Origin of the sequence: Kitasatospora sp. NPDC127111 (assembly GCF_042677465.1) — a bacterium.
In the GTDB taxonomy this organism is placed as follows: Bacteria; Actinomycetota; Actinomycetes; order Streptomycetales; family Streptomycetaceae; genus Kitasatospora.
Window position 1 is genome coordinate 13397 of sequence record NZ_JBHXTG010000012.1, and the last position, 15103, is coordinate 28499.

At 75.4% G+C, this 15103-nt stretch carries 15 protein-coding genes; 8 read left to right on the top strand and 7 right to left on the bottom strand.

Features of this window, described 5'->3' with window-relative positions; translation table 11 throughout:
- Nucleotides 1–3 precede the first annotated feature (3 nt).
- Entirely contained in the window at nt 4–1146 is a 1143-nt protein-coding gene (locus ACFVHB_RS10515) for a M20 family metallopeptidase (RefSeq protein ID WP_380318605.1), read from the top strand.
- Between the two features lie 122 nt (nt 1147–1268).
- On the opposite strand, the gene ACFVHB_RS10520 is transcribed toward ACFVHB_RS10515, so the two are convergent.
- The 6 genes from ACFVHB_RS10520 to ACFVHB_RS10545 all read right to left on the bottom strand — a co-directional run bounded on the left by ACFVHB_RS10520 (nt 1269) and on the right by ACFVHB_RS10545 (nt 7138).
- The gene (locus ACFVHB_RS10520; protein WP_380318274.1) at nt 1269–2042 is read right to left on the bottom strand and encodes an AMP-binding protein; all 774 of its coding nucleotides are present in this window, start codon (nt 2040–2042) and stop codon (nt 1269–1271) included.
- Nucleotides 2042–2266, bottom strand: coding sequence for a phosphopantetheine-binding protein (locus ACFVHB_RS10525; protein ID WP_360188425.1), 225 nt, complete (start codon nt 2264–2266; stop codon nt 2042–2044). The genes ACFVHB_RS10520 and ACFVHB_RS10525 overlap by 1 nt, the downstream gene beginning before the upstream one ends.
- A 5-nt stretch (nt 2267–2271) precedes the next feature.
- Nucleotides 2272–2904 (bottom strand): isochorismatase family protein, encoded by a 633-nt coding sequence (locus ACFVHB_RS10530; RefSeq protein ID WP_380318277.1) that lies wholly within the window; start codon nt 2902–2904, stop codon nt 2272–2274.
- Nucleotides 2905–2916: 12 nt separating this feature from the next.
- The gene (locus ACFVHB_RS10535; protein ID WP_380318608.1) at nt 2917–4698 is read right to left on the bottom strand and encodes a (2,3-dihydroxybenzoyl)adenylate synthase; all 1782 of its coding nucleotides are present in this window, start codon (nt 4696–4698) and stop codon (nt 2917–2919) included.
- 113 nt (nt 4699–4811) lie between these two features.
- Nucleotides 4812–6011, bottom strand: a complete 1200-nt coding sequence (dhbC, locus tag ACFVHB_RS10540; RefSeq protein ID WP_380318611.1) for an isochorismate synthase DhbC — start codon at nt 6009–6011, stop codon at nt 4812–4814.
- Between the two features lie 356 nt (nt 6012–6367).
- Entirely contained in the window at nt 6368–7138 is a 771-nt protein-coding gene (locus ACFVHB_RS10545) for a 2,3-dihydro-2,3-dihydroxybenzoate dehydrogenase (RefSeq protein WP_380318613.1), read from the bottom strand.
- A gap of 276 nt (nt 7139–7414) precedes the next feature.
- Here ACFVHB_RS10545 and ACFVHB_RS10550 point away from each other — a divergent pair, with 276 nt between their 5' ends.
- From ACFVHB_RS10550 to ACFVHB_RS10565, 4 genes are all read left to right on the top strand, one after another.
- The gene (locus ACFVHB_RS10550) at nt 7415–8707 is read left to right on the top strand and encodes an MFS transporter (RefSeq protein WP_380318280.1); all 1293 of its coding nucleotides are present in this window, start codon (nt 7415–7417) and stop codon (nt 8705–8707) included.
- A gap of 4 nt (nt 8708–8711) precedes the next feature.
- The gene (locus tag ACFVHB_RS10555) at nt 8712–9362 is read left to right on the top strand and encodes a TetR/AcrR family transcriptional regulator (protein WP_380318283.1); all 651 of its coding nucleotides are present in this window, start codon (nt 8712–8714) and stop codon (nt 9360–9362) included.
- 102 nt (nt 9363–9464) lie between these two features.
- Nucleotides 9465–10178, top strand: coding sequence for a siderophore-interacting protein (locus ACFVHB_RS10560; RefSeq protein WP_380318286.1), 714 nt, complete (start codon nt 9465–9467; stop codon nt 10176–10178).
- A 258-nt stretch (nt 10179–10436) separates the two neighbouring features.
- Nucleotides 10437–10841: a hypothetical protein gene (locus ACFVHB_RS10565; protein ID WP_380318289.1), complete on the top strand. Its 405-nt coding sequence runs from the start codon at nt 10437–10439 to the stop codon at nt 10839–10841.
- Here ACFVHB_RS10565 and ACFVHB_RS10570 read toward each other — a convergent pair.
- On the bottom strand, nt 10777–11937 hold the full coding sequence (locus ACFVHB_RS10570; RefSeq protein WP_380318292.1) for a CapA family protein: 1161 nt from the start codon (nt 11935–11937) through the stop codon (nt 10777–10779). The two genes, ACFVHB_RS10565 and ACFVHB_RS10570, sit on opposite strands and share 65 nt — an antisense overlap.
- 359 nt (nt 11938–12296) lie before the next feature.
- Between ACFVHB_RS10570 and ACFVHB_RS10575 the strand changes: the two genes are divergently transcribed.
- The 3 genes from ACFVHB_RS10575 (at nt 12297) to ACFVHB_RS10585 (ending at nt 14997) form a co-directional block, all read left to right on the top strand.
- Nucleotides 12297–13091, top strand: a complete 795-nt coding sequence (locus tag ACFVHB_RS10575; RefSeq protein ID WP_380318295.1) for a universal stress protein — start codon at nt 12297–12299, stop codon at nt 13089–13091.
- A 217-nt stretch (nt 13092–13308) separates the two neighbouring features.
- Nucleotides 13309–14520 (top strand): M48 family metalloprotease, encoded by a 1212-nt coding sequence (locus tag ACFVHB_RS10580; RefSeq protein WP_380318298.1) that lies wholly within the window; start codon nt 13309–13311, stop codon nt 14518–14520.
- 54 nt (nt 14521–14574) lie between these two features.
- On the top strand, nt 14575–14997 hold the full coding sequence (locus tag ACFVHB_RS10585) for a MarR family winged helix-turn-helix transcriptional regulator (RefSeq protein ID WP_380318301.1): 423 nt from the start codon (nt 14575–14577) through the stop codon (nt 14995–14997).
- Nucleotides 14998–15103: the final 106 nt, after the last annotated feature.

Here is a 15103-nt window from a genome sequence, read left to right on the forward strand (position 1 = left end):
GGTATGAACGGACCCGAGGGCCTGGACGGCCTGAAGGCCGCCGTCCGCGAACGCGTCCTCGCGCACCGGGACGCCCTGCTCGCGCTCAGCCGCCGCATCCACGCGCACCCCGAGACGGCGTTCGAGGAACACCGGGCCGCCGCCTGGTGCGCCGAACTGCTGCGCACCCACGGCTACGCGGTCACCGCGCCCGCCCACGGTCTGGAGACCGCGTTCACCGCGAGCCTCGGCTCCGGGCCGGTCACCGTCGCCGTGGTCTGCGAGTACGACGCCCTGCCCGGGCTCGGCCACGCCTGCGGCCACAACCTGATCGCCGCCGCCGGCCTCGGTGCCGCGCTCGGCCTGGCCCCGTACGCGGACCGGCTCGGACTCACCGTCCGGGTCATCGGCGCGCCGGCCGAGGAGCGCGGCGCCGGCAAGGCACTGCTGCTGGACGGCGGGGCGTTCGCCGGGGTGGACGCGGCGATGATGGTCCACCCCTGCCCGGTCGAAGTCGCGGACTTCCGCTCCTTCGCGCTCGGCACCCTCTCCGTCCGCTACACCGGCCGCGCCGCCCACCCCAGCCTCAACCCGCACGAGGGCCGCAACGCCGCCGACGCGCTCACCGTCGCGCAGGTGGCGCTCGGGCTGCTGCGCCAGCAACTGCCGCCGCACTGGCGGGTGCACGGCATCACCACGGCGGCCGGGACGGCCCCCAACCTGATCCCGGACACCGCCACGGCCGAGTACGAGATCCGCGCCTCCGCCGCGGAGGACCTGACGGCCCTGCGCGAGCGGGTCGAGGCCTGCTTCCGCGCGGGCGCGCTCGCCACCGGCTGCGAGGTCGAGCTGACCCGGCCCGAGCCGGACTACCTCGACTTCCGCGGCGACGCCGGGCTCCTCGCCCTCTGGCGCGCCAACGCTGCCGCGCTCGGCCGGCCGGAGCCGGTCGAGAGCGGTCCGTTCGCCTGCACCGACATGGGCAACGTCTCGCACGTACTGCCCGCCATCCACCCGGTGCTGGACATCACCGGCGGCGCCTGCTCCCCGCACGAGGCCGCCTTCGCCGAGGCCGCCGTCTCGCCCGAGGCGGACCGCGCCCTACTGGACGGCGCGGTCGCCATGGCCTGGACGGCGGCCGACTTCGCGGCGACGAGGAACGGCTGACGGCTGACGGCCGATGACTGACAGATGACAGCTGACAGATTTCAACATCTGTCAGCTGTTCGCTGTCATCTGTTACCCGCCGATTTTCGCCCGCCGACTGTTCGCCCCCAGCCGTTCGCCCGTCAGCCGTTCGCCGGCACCGGGTGGGCGGCCGACTGGGCGCCGAGCGCCGCCGGGGCCGCCCGCAGCGCGGTGACGCCCAGCTCGCGGACCAGTCGGCCGACTTCGGCCGGCCGGTCCGGGTCGGTCAGCACCAGCGCCGCGCCGGTGCGCAGCGGCCAGAAGAACTCCCAGACCGGCAGGCCGAGTTGCAGCACCCGGTCGCCCACGCCCAGCCCGTACGCGGCCTGCAGGTTCCGCACCCGGCGGTCCACCTCGGCGTGGGCCACCGGGACACCCGTCGGCCGGCCGCCCGGGCCGTAGGCGAGGCAGACCGGGTGCTGCGGGGTCAGCGCGCGCGGCGGGTCGGTCGCCAAGCGGACGGCCAGCTCCTCCTCCCGCGGCCGGACGGCACCGGGCACCCCCTCCCCCAGCACGCAGACCGGCGAGGCGTCGGCCAGCAGCCAGGCCAGCCGTCCCGGCGCGTCGTCCGGGTCCAGCAGCAGGAACGCCGCACCGGACTTGGCCACCGCCAGCAGCGCCGGCACCAGCTCGGCCGGGCGGGTGAGCGCCAGGCCGACGACCGCACCGGGGCGGGCGCCGAGGCCCGCCAGGTGCCGCGCGAGCCGGTTCGCGGCCGCGTTCAGCTCGCCGTAGGACACCGTCGGGCCGTCCGCCGGCACCAGCGCGGGCGCGCCGGGCGTCCGGGCGGCCTGCGCCTCGATCGGGCCGACCACCGTCGTCGGCGGCCGCTTCACCCGCCCCTCCGGGAGCACCGTGACCTCGGCCGGGTGCATCAGGACGCGCCCAGCAGCTCGGCCCAGGCCTCGATGGCCGGCTTCTCGGCCAGCTGGACGAAGGCCACCTCCGCACCCTCCGCCCGCCACCGCTCGGCCAGCGCCATCAGGCGCACCGAGTCCAGGCCCCAGTCCGCCAGGTTCTCGTCCAGCGGGATGTCCGCCGGGTCCTCGCCGAGCAGGTCGGCGACCTCGGCCCGGATGCGCTCCACGGTGAAGGCCATGCCCGTCACTTCCCTTCGAGTACGGCGTCGGTGGTGGTGACCAGGCCGCAGCGGCCGGCCACCCAGGCGAGGGCGGCGCGGTGCTCGTCCGGCCCGAAGTCGGCGACCGCGTCGGCCACCACGAAGGCCTGGATGTCGCGCATCCAGGCGTCGCAGGCGGTGGCCTGCACGCCGATGTGCGCGTACACGCCGGTGATCACCAGCTGGTCCCGGCCCCGCGCGCGCAGCAGCTCGGCCAACTCGGTACGGACGAAGGCGCTGTACTTCCACTTGATGAGCAGGACGTCGCCGTCACCGGGGGCGACCGCGTCGGCGATCGCCACCGCGCGTGGGTCGTCCGGGATGCCGGGGCCCCAGAAGTCCTGCTGGAGACCGCGCTGTTCGGGGCTCTGTCCGCCGGGCTGCGCCGAGTAGACGACCGGGATGCCGAGGCGCTCGGCCTCCTTGCGCAACCGGCCGATGTTCGCGAACAGTTCGGTGACCGGCGCGGCGCCGGTGTCGAAGGCGTCCAGGAAGTGGTTCTGCAGGTCGTGCACCAGCAGGACGGCGCGCGACGGGTCGACCGTCCAGGTGACCCGGTTGCCGGGCAGCTCGTCGGCGGCGGGCATGGGATAGGAGGGGATGCGGGGCAGGCCCACGGCGGTGCTTCCTTAACTCTGGTTCGGGGTGGCGGGATCGGTGAGGGTGGCCGCGATGGCGGCCCGCAGGTCCTTCTTGCTGACCTTGCCGATTCCGGTGGCGGGGAAGGCGTCGACGAACTCGACCCGGTCCGGCACCTTGTAGTCGGCCAGGCCGCGCTGGCGCACGAACCGCTTCAACTCGACGGACTTCGGGGGCTGTTCGCGGGCGCTGTCGCGCAGCACCACGTAGGCGCAGGTCCGCTCGCCGAGATAGGGGTCGGGCATCGAGACCACGGCCGCGTCGTGCACGGCCGGGTGGGCGAGCAGGTGGTTCTCGATCTCCTCGGCGGCGACCTTCTCGCCGCCGCGGTTGATCTGGTCCTTGGCCCGGCCCTCGACCACGAGGTGGCCGGTGGCGGTCCGGCGGACCAGGTCGCCGGTGCGGTAGAAGCCGTCCGGGGTGAAGGAGTCGGCGTTGTGCGCGGGCGCGTTCCAGTAGCCGCGGATGGTGTACGGGCCGCGGGTGAGCAGGTGACCGGTGGTGCCGTCGGGCAGGTCGTTGTCCTGGTCGTCGACCACCCGGACCTCGTCGTCCGAGGAGATCGGCCGCCCCTGGGTGGTGACGATCACCTCCTCCGGGTCGTCGAGCCGGGTGTAGTTGACCAGCCCCTCGGCCATCCCGAACACCTGCTGGAGCGTGCAGCCCAGCACCGGGCGGACCCTGCGGGCCGCCTCCTCGCTGAACTTCGCGCCGCCGACCAGCAGCACCTCCAGGCTGGCCAGCCCCGGGTCCCCGCCGGCCGCCCGGCGCCGTTCGGCGGCGTCCAGCCAGAGCAGGGCCAGCGGCGGCACCAGGCCGGTGATCGTCACGCCCTCGCGCTCGATCAGCGGGAAGGCCGTCTCCGGGTCCGGCCGCGGGCAGAGCACCACCCGGCCGCCCGCGTACAGCGTGCCGAGCGAACCCGGCGAGCTGAGCGGGAAGTTGTGCGCGGCGGGCAGGACGCAGAGGTAGACGCTCCGCTCGTCCTGGCCGCAGATCCCGACCGAGCCGCGCAGCGAGTAGATGTAGTCGTCGTGGGTGCGCGGGATCAGCTTCGGCACGCCGGTGCTGCCGCCCGACAACTGGAGGAACGCGACGTCCCCGGGCCGGGGCTCGGGCTGCGTACCGGGCTGAGCGTCGGACTCCGGGCCCGCCCCGCCAGCCGCACCGTCCGCCGGGACGTTCGGCAGCGCGTCCGCCGGGACGTCGGCCAGCCGGAGGTGCTCGCCCGGGTCCTCGCCGGCCACCAGGACGAGCCGTAGCGAGGGCGTCTCCGCCCTGATCCGGCTCGCCAGTTCGCGGTAGTCGAAGCCGCCCTCGACCGCCGGGACGACGTAGCCGGCCGCTCCCGTGAACGAGCAGAAGTAGGACACCTCGGTGTAGCGGTGGGCGGGCAGCGCGAAGACCGGCAGTGCGCCGATCCGGAAGAGCGCGAAGACCACCTCGAAGAACTCGGCCACGTTGGGGAGTTGGACCACCACCCGGTCGCCCCGGCCGAGGCCGCGGGCGCGCAGCCCGGCCGCCATCCGGTCGGCCCTGCGGTCGAGTTCGGCGTACGTCCAGCGGCGGGGGCTGCCGACCCCGTCGGGGCTGCCGACCCCGTCGGGGCTGCCCGGCCCGACGGGGTCGACGATGGCGATCCGGTCGGGGTGCGCGGCCGCGCGCTCGCGCAGCATCGTCCCGAAGGTCTCGCCACGCCAGTGGCCGGCCGCACGGTAGCGCTCGGCGAACTCGGCGGGGTAGGGGGTGAATCCGGCCAGCACCTCGGCCATCGGACCAGCCGCCGGACCGGCCGTCGCGCCGGCCGCCGGAGAGGTCGTCGAACCGGCCGGTGCCTCGGCCGTCGGATCGGTCACCGGACCGGTCACGGCTCGTTCCAAGCGGCTCATCGCGGCACCCCCGCGGCGTCCAGGAAGGTGCGGAACTTGGCGCTGGTTTCGGCCAGTTCGGCCTCCGGACGGGACTCGGCGACCACGCCCGCCCCCGCGTACACCCGCAGCGTCCGCTCGTCGGCCTCGGCGCAGCGCAGGGTGACGACCCACTCGCCGTCGCCGTCCGCGTCGCCCCAGCCGACCATGCCGGCGTAGAGGCCGCGGTCGAAGGGCTCGATCTCGCCGATGGCCTGCCGGGCCAGCGACGTCGGCGTGCCGCAGACGGCCGGGGTCGGGTGCAGCGCGGTGGCCAGTTCGAGCGCCGAGACGGCCGGGTCGGCCAGTTCGGCGGTGATGGTGGTGGCCAGGTGCCACATCGCGGCGGTGCGGACCAGGGTGGGCCGCTCCGGCACGTCCAGCGTCCGGCAGTACGGCGCTAGCGCGGCGCGGATCGCGTCCACCACGACGGCGTGCTCGTGCAGGTCCTTGGGCGACTCGAGCAGCGCGGCCGCCCGGCGGACGTCCTCGCCGAGGTCGGCGCTGCGCGGGACCGACCCGGCGAGCGGGTTGGCCAGCACGGCGGTGCCGCGGCGGGAGAGGAGCAGTTCGGGGCTGGCCCCGATCAGCGTCCGGCCGCCGGCCGGGACGGCGAAGGTGTAGCCGCCGGGGTCGCGGCGGGCGAGCCGCTGGAGGATCGCGGGGAGGTCGAGCGGCCGACCGGCGTCCAGCTCCAGCGTGCGGGCCAGCACCACCTTGCTCAACTCGCCCGCGCGGAGCCGCCGGACGGCCTCCGCGACGCCGGCGCCGTAGGCCTCGGGTGCGGGGACCGGGCGGACGTCCCAGTCGATCCGGTCGGCGGCTGGGGCGGGCAGGGCGATCAGCGGGTCGTCGCTCAGGGCGCCGCACTCGCGGACCCGTGCGGGGACGGCGAGTTCGGCGCGGCTGTCGTGGTCGAACGCCACCGCGCCGACCACCAGCGGGCGTTCCACGCCGGCGCGGCGGGCCCGGTCGAGCGTCTCGGCGACCCGGACGGGCAGCGGGCGGACGTCCTGCGGCACCCGGGCGTGCACGCCGTGGGTGAGCAGTGTGCGGGTCGGTGAGGCGAAGAACGCCTCGTCGGGCGCGGCCCGGTACTGGCCCAGCAGCCCGCTGGCCGCGCCGATGACGGTGTGGTCCGTCCCGGCGGGGGCGTGGTGCACCGTGGTCACCTGGATTCTCCAGTCTGCGAGTGGTCGCCGGGCGCTGCTCGTGGCGCCGGCCGGCGGGTGGTGTGGTTCGGGTGGGGCTGTGGGCCGCCTGTGGCCTTGTGGGCCGGCCCGGCGGCCCCGACGGCCCCGAGGGCCCCGACGACCCCGGAGGATGTCCGCCGGGTGCCGCAGGACCGACGGTGCGGCCTGCCGTGGGGGTCGATCGGTCGGGATCGGCCGGCCCGGGGCCGGTCGACCGGAGCGGACGGTCGGGTACCGGACGGGCCGGGACCGGACGGGCCGGGACCGAACGAGCCGGGACCGAACGAGCCGGGACCGAACGGGCCGGGGCCGGACGGGCCGGGGCCGGACGGCCGGCGGGCTCAGGCCCGCAGGGTGGCGCCGCCGTCCACGTACAGGTCGTGCATGGTGATGTGCCGCGCGCGGTCGGAGACCAGGAATACCACCGCCTCGGCGACGTCGGCGGGTTGGGCGATCCGGCCGAGCGGGATGCCCACCCGCCAGCCGGCCGGATCGCCGTCGATGACCCGCCGCTCGGCGGCCTCGGCGTCGTCCTCCCAGAGCGCGCGCTGCATCTCGGTGTCGGTGGACCCGGGCGAGACGATGTTGCAGCGCACGCCGGAACGGGCGAGTTCCAGGCCGAGGCAGCGGGTGAACATGGTGGCCGCGGCCTTGGACGCCGCGTAGGCGGCCATGCCGGCCCGGGGGACCCCGGCGGCGTTGGACCCGACGGTGACCACGGCCCCCGTGCCGCGTTCGGCCATCCGGCGGCCGATCGCCCGGCAGGTGTGGAAGACCCCGGTGGTGTTGACCGCGAAGGTGGCGGCCCAGTCCTCGTCGGTCAGGTCGACGGCGGGCCCCGGCCGGAGGATCCCGGCCACGTTCACCAGCACGCCGATCGGCCCGAGCTGACGTTCCACCAGCTCGACCGCGGACTCGACGGCGGCCGCGTCGGTGACGTCCAGTACGTACGGACGGACGGGGCCCCCGTCGGGCGCTCCCCCGTCCGCGAGCTCGCGGGCGAGCGAGGTGAGCGGGCCCGGATTGCGGTCGACCGCCGCGACGACGGCGCCCGCGGCGACGAGCGCGCGCGTCACGGCCGCGCCGATGCCCTGCCCGGCTCCGGTGACCATCGCGGTGGTACCGACCAGTTCGGACTGCAGCACAGGAAATCCCCTCCGACCAGCGACATTAGGCAAGCCTAACCTAACACAGGCGTTCGGATGCGCCGAGAGGGCACGGCAGCGCGGGCGGCAGACCTGCACGACCGTCAACTGCCGCCACAGCGACCGATCGCGGCCGGATGGCCGGCGACCAATAAAGGTAGACGCAACGTTGCGTCCAGTGTTACCGTCCAGCCGAGACGCACCGTTGCGTCTACCTTCATTCGCATCCTCGAGGAGCACCGCATGAGGAGCACCAGCCCGCGGCCCACCCGTGTGCCGGGCCCACTCGCCCGTGCCGCCGTCGCCCTGGCCTTCTGGGTCACGATGGCCGGCACCACCGTCCCGACTCCCCTCTACCCGCTGTACCAACACGCCTTCGGCTTCTCGCCGTTCATAGTCACGGTGATCTTCGCCGTCTACGCCCTCGGCGTCGTGGCCGGCCTGCTCACCCTCGGCCGGCTCTCCGACGAGGTCGGCCGCCGCCCGGTGATGGCCACCGCCCTGCTGCTCGCCGCGGCCGCCGCCGGACTCTTCGAGGCCGCCGACTCGCTGCCCTGGCTGCTCATCGCCCGGGTGGTCTCCGGCCTCGCCGCCGCCCTGATCACCGGCGCCGCCACCGCCGCCCTGCTCGACCTCGCCCCGCCCGAGAAGCGGCTGCGCGCCCAAACCCTCGCGCTCGCCGCCAACATGGGCGGCCTGGCCGGCGGCACCCTGCTGTCCGGCGCGCTCGCCGAATGGGCCGGCTCCCCGCTGCGCCTGCCTTGGACGGTGACGCTGGCCCTCACCACCGTCGCGCTGGCCGCCCTGCCCACCGTCCCCGAGACGGTCACCCGGACCGTGCGCGGCCCCGGCGGCGTCCGCCTGCGGTTCCAGCCGCTGCGCGTCCCGGCCGGCATCCGGCCCGCCTTCCTGCGGGCCGCACTCGCCGGCGGCTCCGGGTTCGCCGTGCTCGGCGTGCTGACCTCGGTCAGCGGCCTCTTCCTCGGCACCGTGCTGAACATCCACCACCACGCGCTGACCGGCCTGGTCGTCTGCCTCGCCTTCGCCGCCACCGCCCTCGGCCAGCTGCTCGCCCGCGTCCTGCCCAAACCACGCGCGCTGCCGATCGCCTGCGCCGGCCTGGTGCTGGCGGCGGCCCTGATCGCCACCGCGCTGCTCACCGAGACGCTCCCGCCGCTGCTGCTCGGGGCCTGCGTCAACGGCCTCGCCACCGGCACCGCCGTGGGCACCGGCCTCGGCGCCGTCAACGGCGGCGTCGCCCCGCAACAGCGCGGCGCGGCGGTCTCCACCTTCTTCGCCATCCTGTACGCGATGCTCTCGGTGCCGGTGGTCGGCGTCGGTGTCCTCATCCAGGCCACCGACCTGCGCACGGCGGGCGTCACCTTCAGTGCGCTGGTCGCCCTGCTGGCCCTCGGCGTGGCGGCCGGGCTGCTCCGGCGGCCCCGGCCGGCGTCCGCCCCGGGCCCGGCGCTCGCCGAGCCGGCCGCGCGGTCGGCGGCCACCCGGCCGTCCGGTCACATGGCGGAGGAGGCATGAGAGGATGAGCCCGACCAGCAACCACGGCCGATCACCGCACCGGCCCGCCCGTGAGGACGCCAGCGCCATCGCCGCCCAGCCCCGCACCGCCACCGGCAGCAGCAGCGCGAACAGCAGCCGCCGGAGCGAGGCCGCGCGCCTGGCCGTCCTCAACGCCGCCGACGACCTCCTGGTGGAGCACGGCTTCGAGGGCCTCACCATCGAGGGCATCGCCGCGGCCGCCGGAGTCGCCAAGCAGACCATCTACCGCTGGTGGAAGTCCAAGGTCGACATCCTCTTCGACAACCTGGTCCTCGACGCCGGCTCCGGCCTCGTCTGGCCCACCGACCCGGCCGACCCCGCCGACCTGCGCGCGTACATCCACCGCTTCGCCGCCTTCCTCGGCACCGAGCCGGCCGGCCACGTCCTGCAGGCCCTCCTCGGGCACGCCCAACTCGACCCCCGAACGGCCGAGTTGCTGCACACCGGGTTCCTCGACGCGCTCCGTGCCCGCGACGTCGCGCACACCCGGACCGCCCTCGGGATCCCCGAGGACGAGGCCGCGGCGCTCCTCGACGCGCTGCTCGCCCCGCTCTACCACCGTGCCCTGGTGCTGCGCCTCCCGCTCGACCCCGCCTACGTCGACGGGCTGCTCGACCAGCACGTCCCGCGCTGAGCGTCCCCGCTCCCGCGTCGCCGGGCCACCGCGTGCGGCCCGGTCCTCGTTCAACTCCCCTTCATCCGGCCCGTGTCCACCTCCGGGCCCCCAGGAGTCACCATGTTCCGACGCCCCCGGCCGACCTACGACGTCGAGGTCGGCGCGGTCACCCCGCTGACCTCCACCCTCCTCCGGCTCACCTTCAGCGGCCCCGGCCTGGCCGACCTGACCATCGAACACCCCACCCAATGGGTCAAGTTGGCCATCCCGGAGGGATCGTCCCGGGCCTACACCATCCGGCACCACCGCCCCGCCGCACGCGAGGTCGACATCGACGTCGTCCTGCACGGCAACGGCCCGCTCGCCCGCTGGGCGGCCGCCGCCCGCCCCGGCGACCGTGCCCGCCTCGCCGGACCGCGCGGACGCCACCCCGACTTCGACGGCGCCGCCCACGTCCTCCTCGCCGCCGACGAGAGCGCCCTCCCCGCCGCGCTCACCATCCTCGAACAACTCGGGCCCACCACAGAGGTGTCCGCCTACTTCGAGATCGCCACGCCCGAGGACACCGTGCCGCTCCCCGACCGCCCCGGCATCACCACCAGTTGGCTCGCCCGCAGCACCGGCCCCGGTTCCTTCGGCCATCCCAAGGGCGTTCTGCTCACCGACACGCTGCTCGCCACCGACATCCCGCCCGGGACCGTCGCGTGGCTCGCCGGCGAGGCCACGGCGGTCGCCACCCTCCGGCGCCACCTGCTCTCCGACTGGTCGCTCCCCCGCGAGCACGTCCACGCCAAGGGCTACTGGAAGCACGGCGAGGCGGACCACAAGGGCTGACCCGCCGACAGTCAACCCCGACGGTCACCCAGGCGGACGCACCGACGACGCACCGGCGGGCGCACCGACGACGCACCGACGGGCGCACCGACCGGCCCGCCGTCGGTCACCGACGAAGGCCGCGCACCCCACGGGGAGTGCGCGGCCTCGGTGCTCGACCGGCCGGCGCGTCGGCCCGCGGGGAGGGCCTCTCAAGTCGCCGTGCATCCACGGAAAACCGCGCGCCCAGACGGCGCCACGCCGCCTACCGTGGGCAGCATGTGCTTTCGGATCATCCCGCACCAGCGGCACCACGTCTGCCTCCCCTGCCGGGTCTCGGTGAAGCGGCGCCCGGTACCGGGGCGCAGCCCGTGCCCGCGCTGCCAGGGGGAGTTGATCGACGCGGGGCAGGATCTCGCCGTGCCGAAGCGGCGGGACGACGCGGGCTGGCGGGCGCTGTCCGCGGTGCTCGCCGCCGGGGTGACGTTCCACTCCCGGTGCTGCTACGGGCCCGGCTGGCGGCCGCGGACGCCGCGCGAGGTGCGGGAGCGCCTGGCCCTGGTGGGGCGGAGCGGCATCCCGGTGGCGGAGGCGATCACCACCCGTGATCTGGACGAGCTCAGTGCGCGGAGCCGGGCGCGGGGGCCAGGCCGGTGCAACCGCGAAGGCCGTCCCGCCGCTTGAGGGCGGCCTCGGCGGCGGCGCCGGTCAGCGGGACGGGCACGCCCTGGCCGTCGACGGTGGCCGGGGTGAAGGCCTCGCCGGTGACCTTGCCGGCCGGACCGATGGTCAGCGTGGTGACGCCGGTCTCGTTGGAGAAGGCGTAGTTGGACGTGCCGTACCAGAGGAAGTTGCCGAAGCCGTAGCCGACGTAGGTGTTGCCGAGCATGCCCGCGCCGAGCATGGTGTGCGCGTGCGTGCCGACCACCGCCGTGGCGCCGGCCGCCGCGAGCTTCTTGGCGATGGTGGTCTGGGGACCGGTCGGGCAGGCCTTGCCCTCGTCGCCCCAGTGCAGGTAGACGAGGACGACGGGGGCCTGCTTCTTCGCCGCCTCCACCGCCTTGACCAGGGCGGCGGCGTCCAGCGCCGAGGCGATGCCCGGCTTGTCGGCGCCGGCCCGCCACTTCTGGTTGGTGATGTCCTCGACCTGGCTGGCCGCGACCACCGCGACCTTCACCCCGCGCACGGTGGTGACGTACGGCGCGTACGCCTCCTTGGCGTTGCGGCCGACGCCGACGACCGGGATCGGCGAGGACTCCTTGGCGGCGAGGGTGTCGGCGAGGCCGTCGGCGCCGAAGTCGACGGCGTGGTTGTTGGCCATCGAGACGACGTCGACGCCGGAGTCCCTGAGTGCGGTGAGTGCCTGGGGCGAGGTGCGGAAGGTGTAGGTCTTCTGTTCGGGGGCGCCGCGGTCGGTGATCGCGGTCTCCAGGTTGAGCACGGCGAGGTCGGCGTCGGAGATGGTCTTGGAGATCGGGCCGAGGGCCTGTTCGGGGGCCTTGACCGCGAGCCGGGACTCGGTCCGGCCCTCGAAGTGGACGTCGCCGGCGAACGCGACCGTGATGCTGCCGTCGGGGCGGGGCGCGGCGGGGCTGCCGGAGGGCGTGGCGGGGCTGCCGGAGGCCGCGGTGCCGGCGGCGCTCGCCGGTGCGGACCCGCCGGTCGCGGGCGCGGCGGCGTCGGCGGCCTTGGCGGGGGCGGGGTCCGGGTCGTCCGGTCCACAGGCGGCCAGGGGTACGAGCCCGAGCAGCAGTGCGACGGCGGCCGCGACACGGCGCATGTGAGATCCCCCCGGGGTCGGTCCAAGAGCGGTCAGCCTACGCCACTCCCCCGCGCGGCCTTCGCCCCGCCTCCACACCGTGTTCGCCGCCGTTCGGCACCGCGCTCCACCGTTCGCCACCGGTCGACGCGCGGGGTGGACCGGTGCCCGCCGGTACGGGTCGGACCGGTGGCCGTCAGCCGGCGCGGACCGCCGGGAGCCGGGAGCCGGGAGCCGGGAGCCGGGAGCCGGCGGGGCGGCTCGGACCGGCCGTCCCAATCGGCTGCCCGATCCGGCCGGCGCGTCCCTGGCGCCGCGCCCGCCCCGGCGGGCAGCGTGGAGGGAGGGCACCCGAGAGCCCGGACGGCAGGTGGTGGGCCATGGCCAGCAACGGGACGGCGACGGCCGGCCGGGGGCAGATCGTGGTCGGGATCGACGGATCGGCGCCGTCGAGGGCGGCGCTGCGCTGGGCGGTCGGGCAGGCGGTGCTGACCGGGGCCACCGTGCACGCGGTGGCGGCGTGGGAGCACCCGTCGCTCTACGGCTGGTTCGCGCCGATGGTGGACGACGGGTTCGAGCAGGCGGCGCGCCGCACGCTGACCGCCGAGGTGGACGAGGTGGTCGGCCGGGACCGGCCGGTGGAGGTCCGGGAGAGCCTGGTGCTCGGGCACGCGGCCGAGGTGTTGCTGGAGCTCTCGGAGGACGCGGATCTGCTGGTGCTCGGCAGCCGGGGGCGGGGCACCTTCGCCCGGACGCTGCTCGGCTCGGTGAGCGCCCGGTGCGCGGCGCACGGCGTCTGCCCGGTGGTGATCGTCCGCGCCGACGGTTCGGCCTCGACGCCGCAGCGGGCTGCCGCGGCCACGGAGAGCGCGGGCGGCGAGGAGACCGCGGGCGACGAGGAGGGCGCGGGCGACGAGGAGGGCGCGACCGTCCGCACCAAGGACTGGCGGTTGAACCTGCACGTGGTCGAGGACCGGGACACGACCCGGGTGCACGCCGTGCTCGACGCCGACGGCAACGTGCTGCACAGCGACGCCCTCGCCCGCCGCAACCCGCGTGACGATCCGGCGCCGGCGGTCGGCGACGAGTTCGCGGTCGGGCGGGCCCTGGTCGACCTCGGGCACCAACTGCTCCGCGCGGGCACCCACGCGGCGACCGGCCAGGCGGAGCAGTGAGCCGGCCGAGCCCACCACCCGAACCCGAGCCGACAACCCGAGCCCACAACCCGAGCCCACAACCCGAGCCCACAACCCGGGCCGACGCACCCATCCGACATGATGATCCGACATGCTGACCCCGGCGGTCGGCGCGGCGGTTGAGGGCCGGCCGCTGACAGAATTCAACTGACAGACAACAGCCGACAGACAACAGAAAACGGATGACAGATAACAGATGACAGATTCTGTCAGCCCAACCCCGGGCACCCCCACCGACCCCGCCGACGACTTCACCCCCGCCCAGCGCTCCCGGGGCCGCGCGTTGCGCCGGGCCCAGCTGCCGTGGGCGCTCGGCGGCCGGGTGGCCGGCCTGGGGCTCACCCTCGCTCTCGGACTGACGCCCGCCGGGGCCGGCCTGATCTCGGGCGTGGGCGGCTGGTTCGGCGGCTCGTGGACGGCGGAGGTGCTGGCCGGGGCGGCCGCACTCGTCATCCTCGGGCAGGCGGTGCGGCTGCCGTTCGGCGCGGGGGTCCGCAGGGTGCGGGCCCGGTACGGACTGGTGACCCAGGGCTGGAGCGGCTGGGCGGTGGACGCGCTGCGCGGGCTGGCGCTCGCCCTGGCGCTGACGCTCCCCCTCGCGCTCGGCCTGTTCGCGCTCACCGGCCGCTCACCGGAGTACTGGTGGATCCCCGCGGCGGGCGCGGCGGCGCTGCTCACGGTGGCGCTCTCGTTCCTCTACCCACTGCTGGTCGAGCCGGTTTTCAACCGCTTCACGCCGATGCCGCCGGGCCCGCTGCGCAGCGCGCTGCTCGGGCTCGCCGAGCGGGACGGCATCCGGGTGCGGGACGTCCTGGTGGCGGACGCGTCCCGGCGGACGACGGCGCTGAACGCCTACGTGTCCGGGCTGGGCGCCACCCGCCGGATCGTCGCGTACGACACGCTGCTGTCGACGGCCGAGCCGCGCGAGGTGGAGTTGGTGGTGGCGCACGAGCTGGGGCACGTCAAGCACCGGGACGTGCTGACCGGCACGGTGCTGGGCGCGGTGGGGGCGGCCGGGGTGGTGGTCCTGCTCGGCGGTCTGTCCGGCTGGGGCCCGCTGCTGTCGGCGGCCGGGGTGGTGGACGTGTCGGATCCGCGCGCACTGCCGTTGCTCGCCGCCTGCGCGGCGCTGCTGGGCGCCCTGTCGGGCCCCGTGCAGTGCGCGGTGAGCCGCCGGGTCGAGGCCCGGGCGGACCGGCACGCACTCGAACTCACCTCGGACGCCGAGCAGTTCATCGCGATGCAGCGCAGACTGGCACTGGTCAACGTGTCGGATGTCGACCCGCCGCGGGTGCTTGAGCTACTGTTCGCCACTCACCCGAGCGCGACCCGCCGGATCGCGGCCGCCCGCGCGTGGGCCGCGGCCCCGGCGCTCGACGCGTCGGCGGTCGGCCGACGGCGCCGATGACCCGACAGAATCGTTGTATAGTGCAACAAAATTTCCCGAGGAGGTAGGCCCGCCGTGCCCGGCCGCGAGACGTCGATCGACACCATCCAGCGCGAGCTGACCGCCTTCGCCCGGCGCGCCCGCCACAAGGCCAGCCAGCTCCACCCGGACCTCTCCCTGGTGACCTACAGCATCCTCGACCTGATCAACGAGCGCGGCGGCTGCCGGGCCGCCGACGTCGCCATGCACTTCATGCTGGACAAGTCCACCGTCAGCCGGCAGGTCACGGCACTGGAGAAGCTCGGCCTGCTGCGCCGCGAGACCGACCCGGACGACCAGCGCGGCCAGATCCTGCGCGCCACCGAGGCCGGCCTGACGCTGCTGCGCGAGGCCAACGAGCAGCGCCGGGCGTCCTTCGCCGTCCGCTTCACCGACTGGTCGGACGAGGACGTCGCCCGCTTCGCCGACTACCTGGCCCGCTACGGCGCCGAGGGCTGACGCCACCCGGGGCCGACCCCGCCCGGCGCCGAACACCGCACGACCGACCCCGCCCAGCCCTGCACCCCGCCCGGGCCGCGCCCCGGCCACGGGCGAGCGGCAGCCG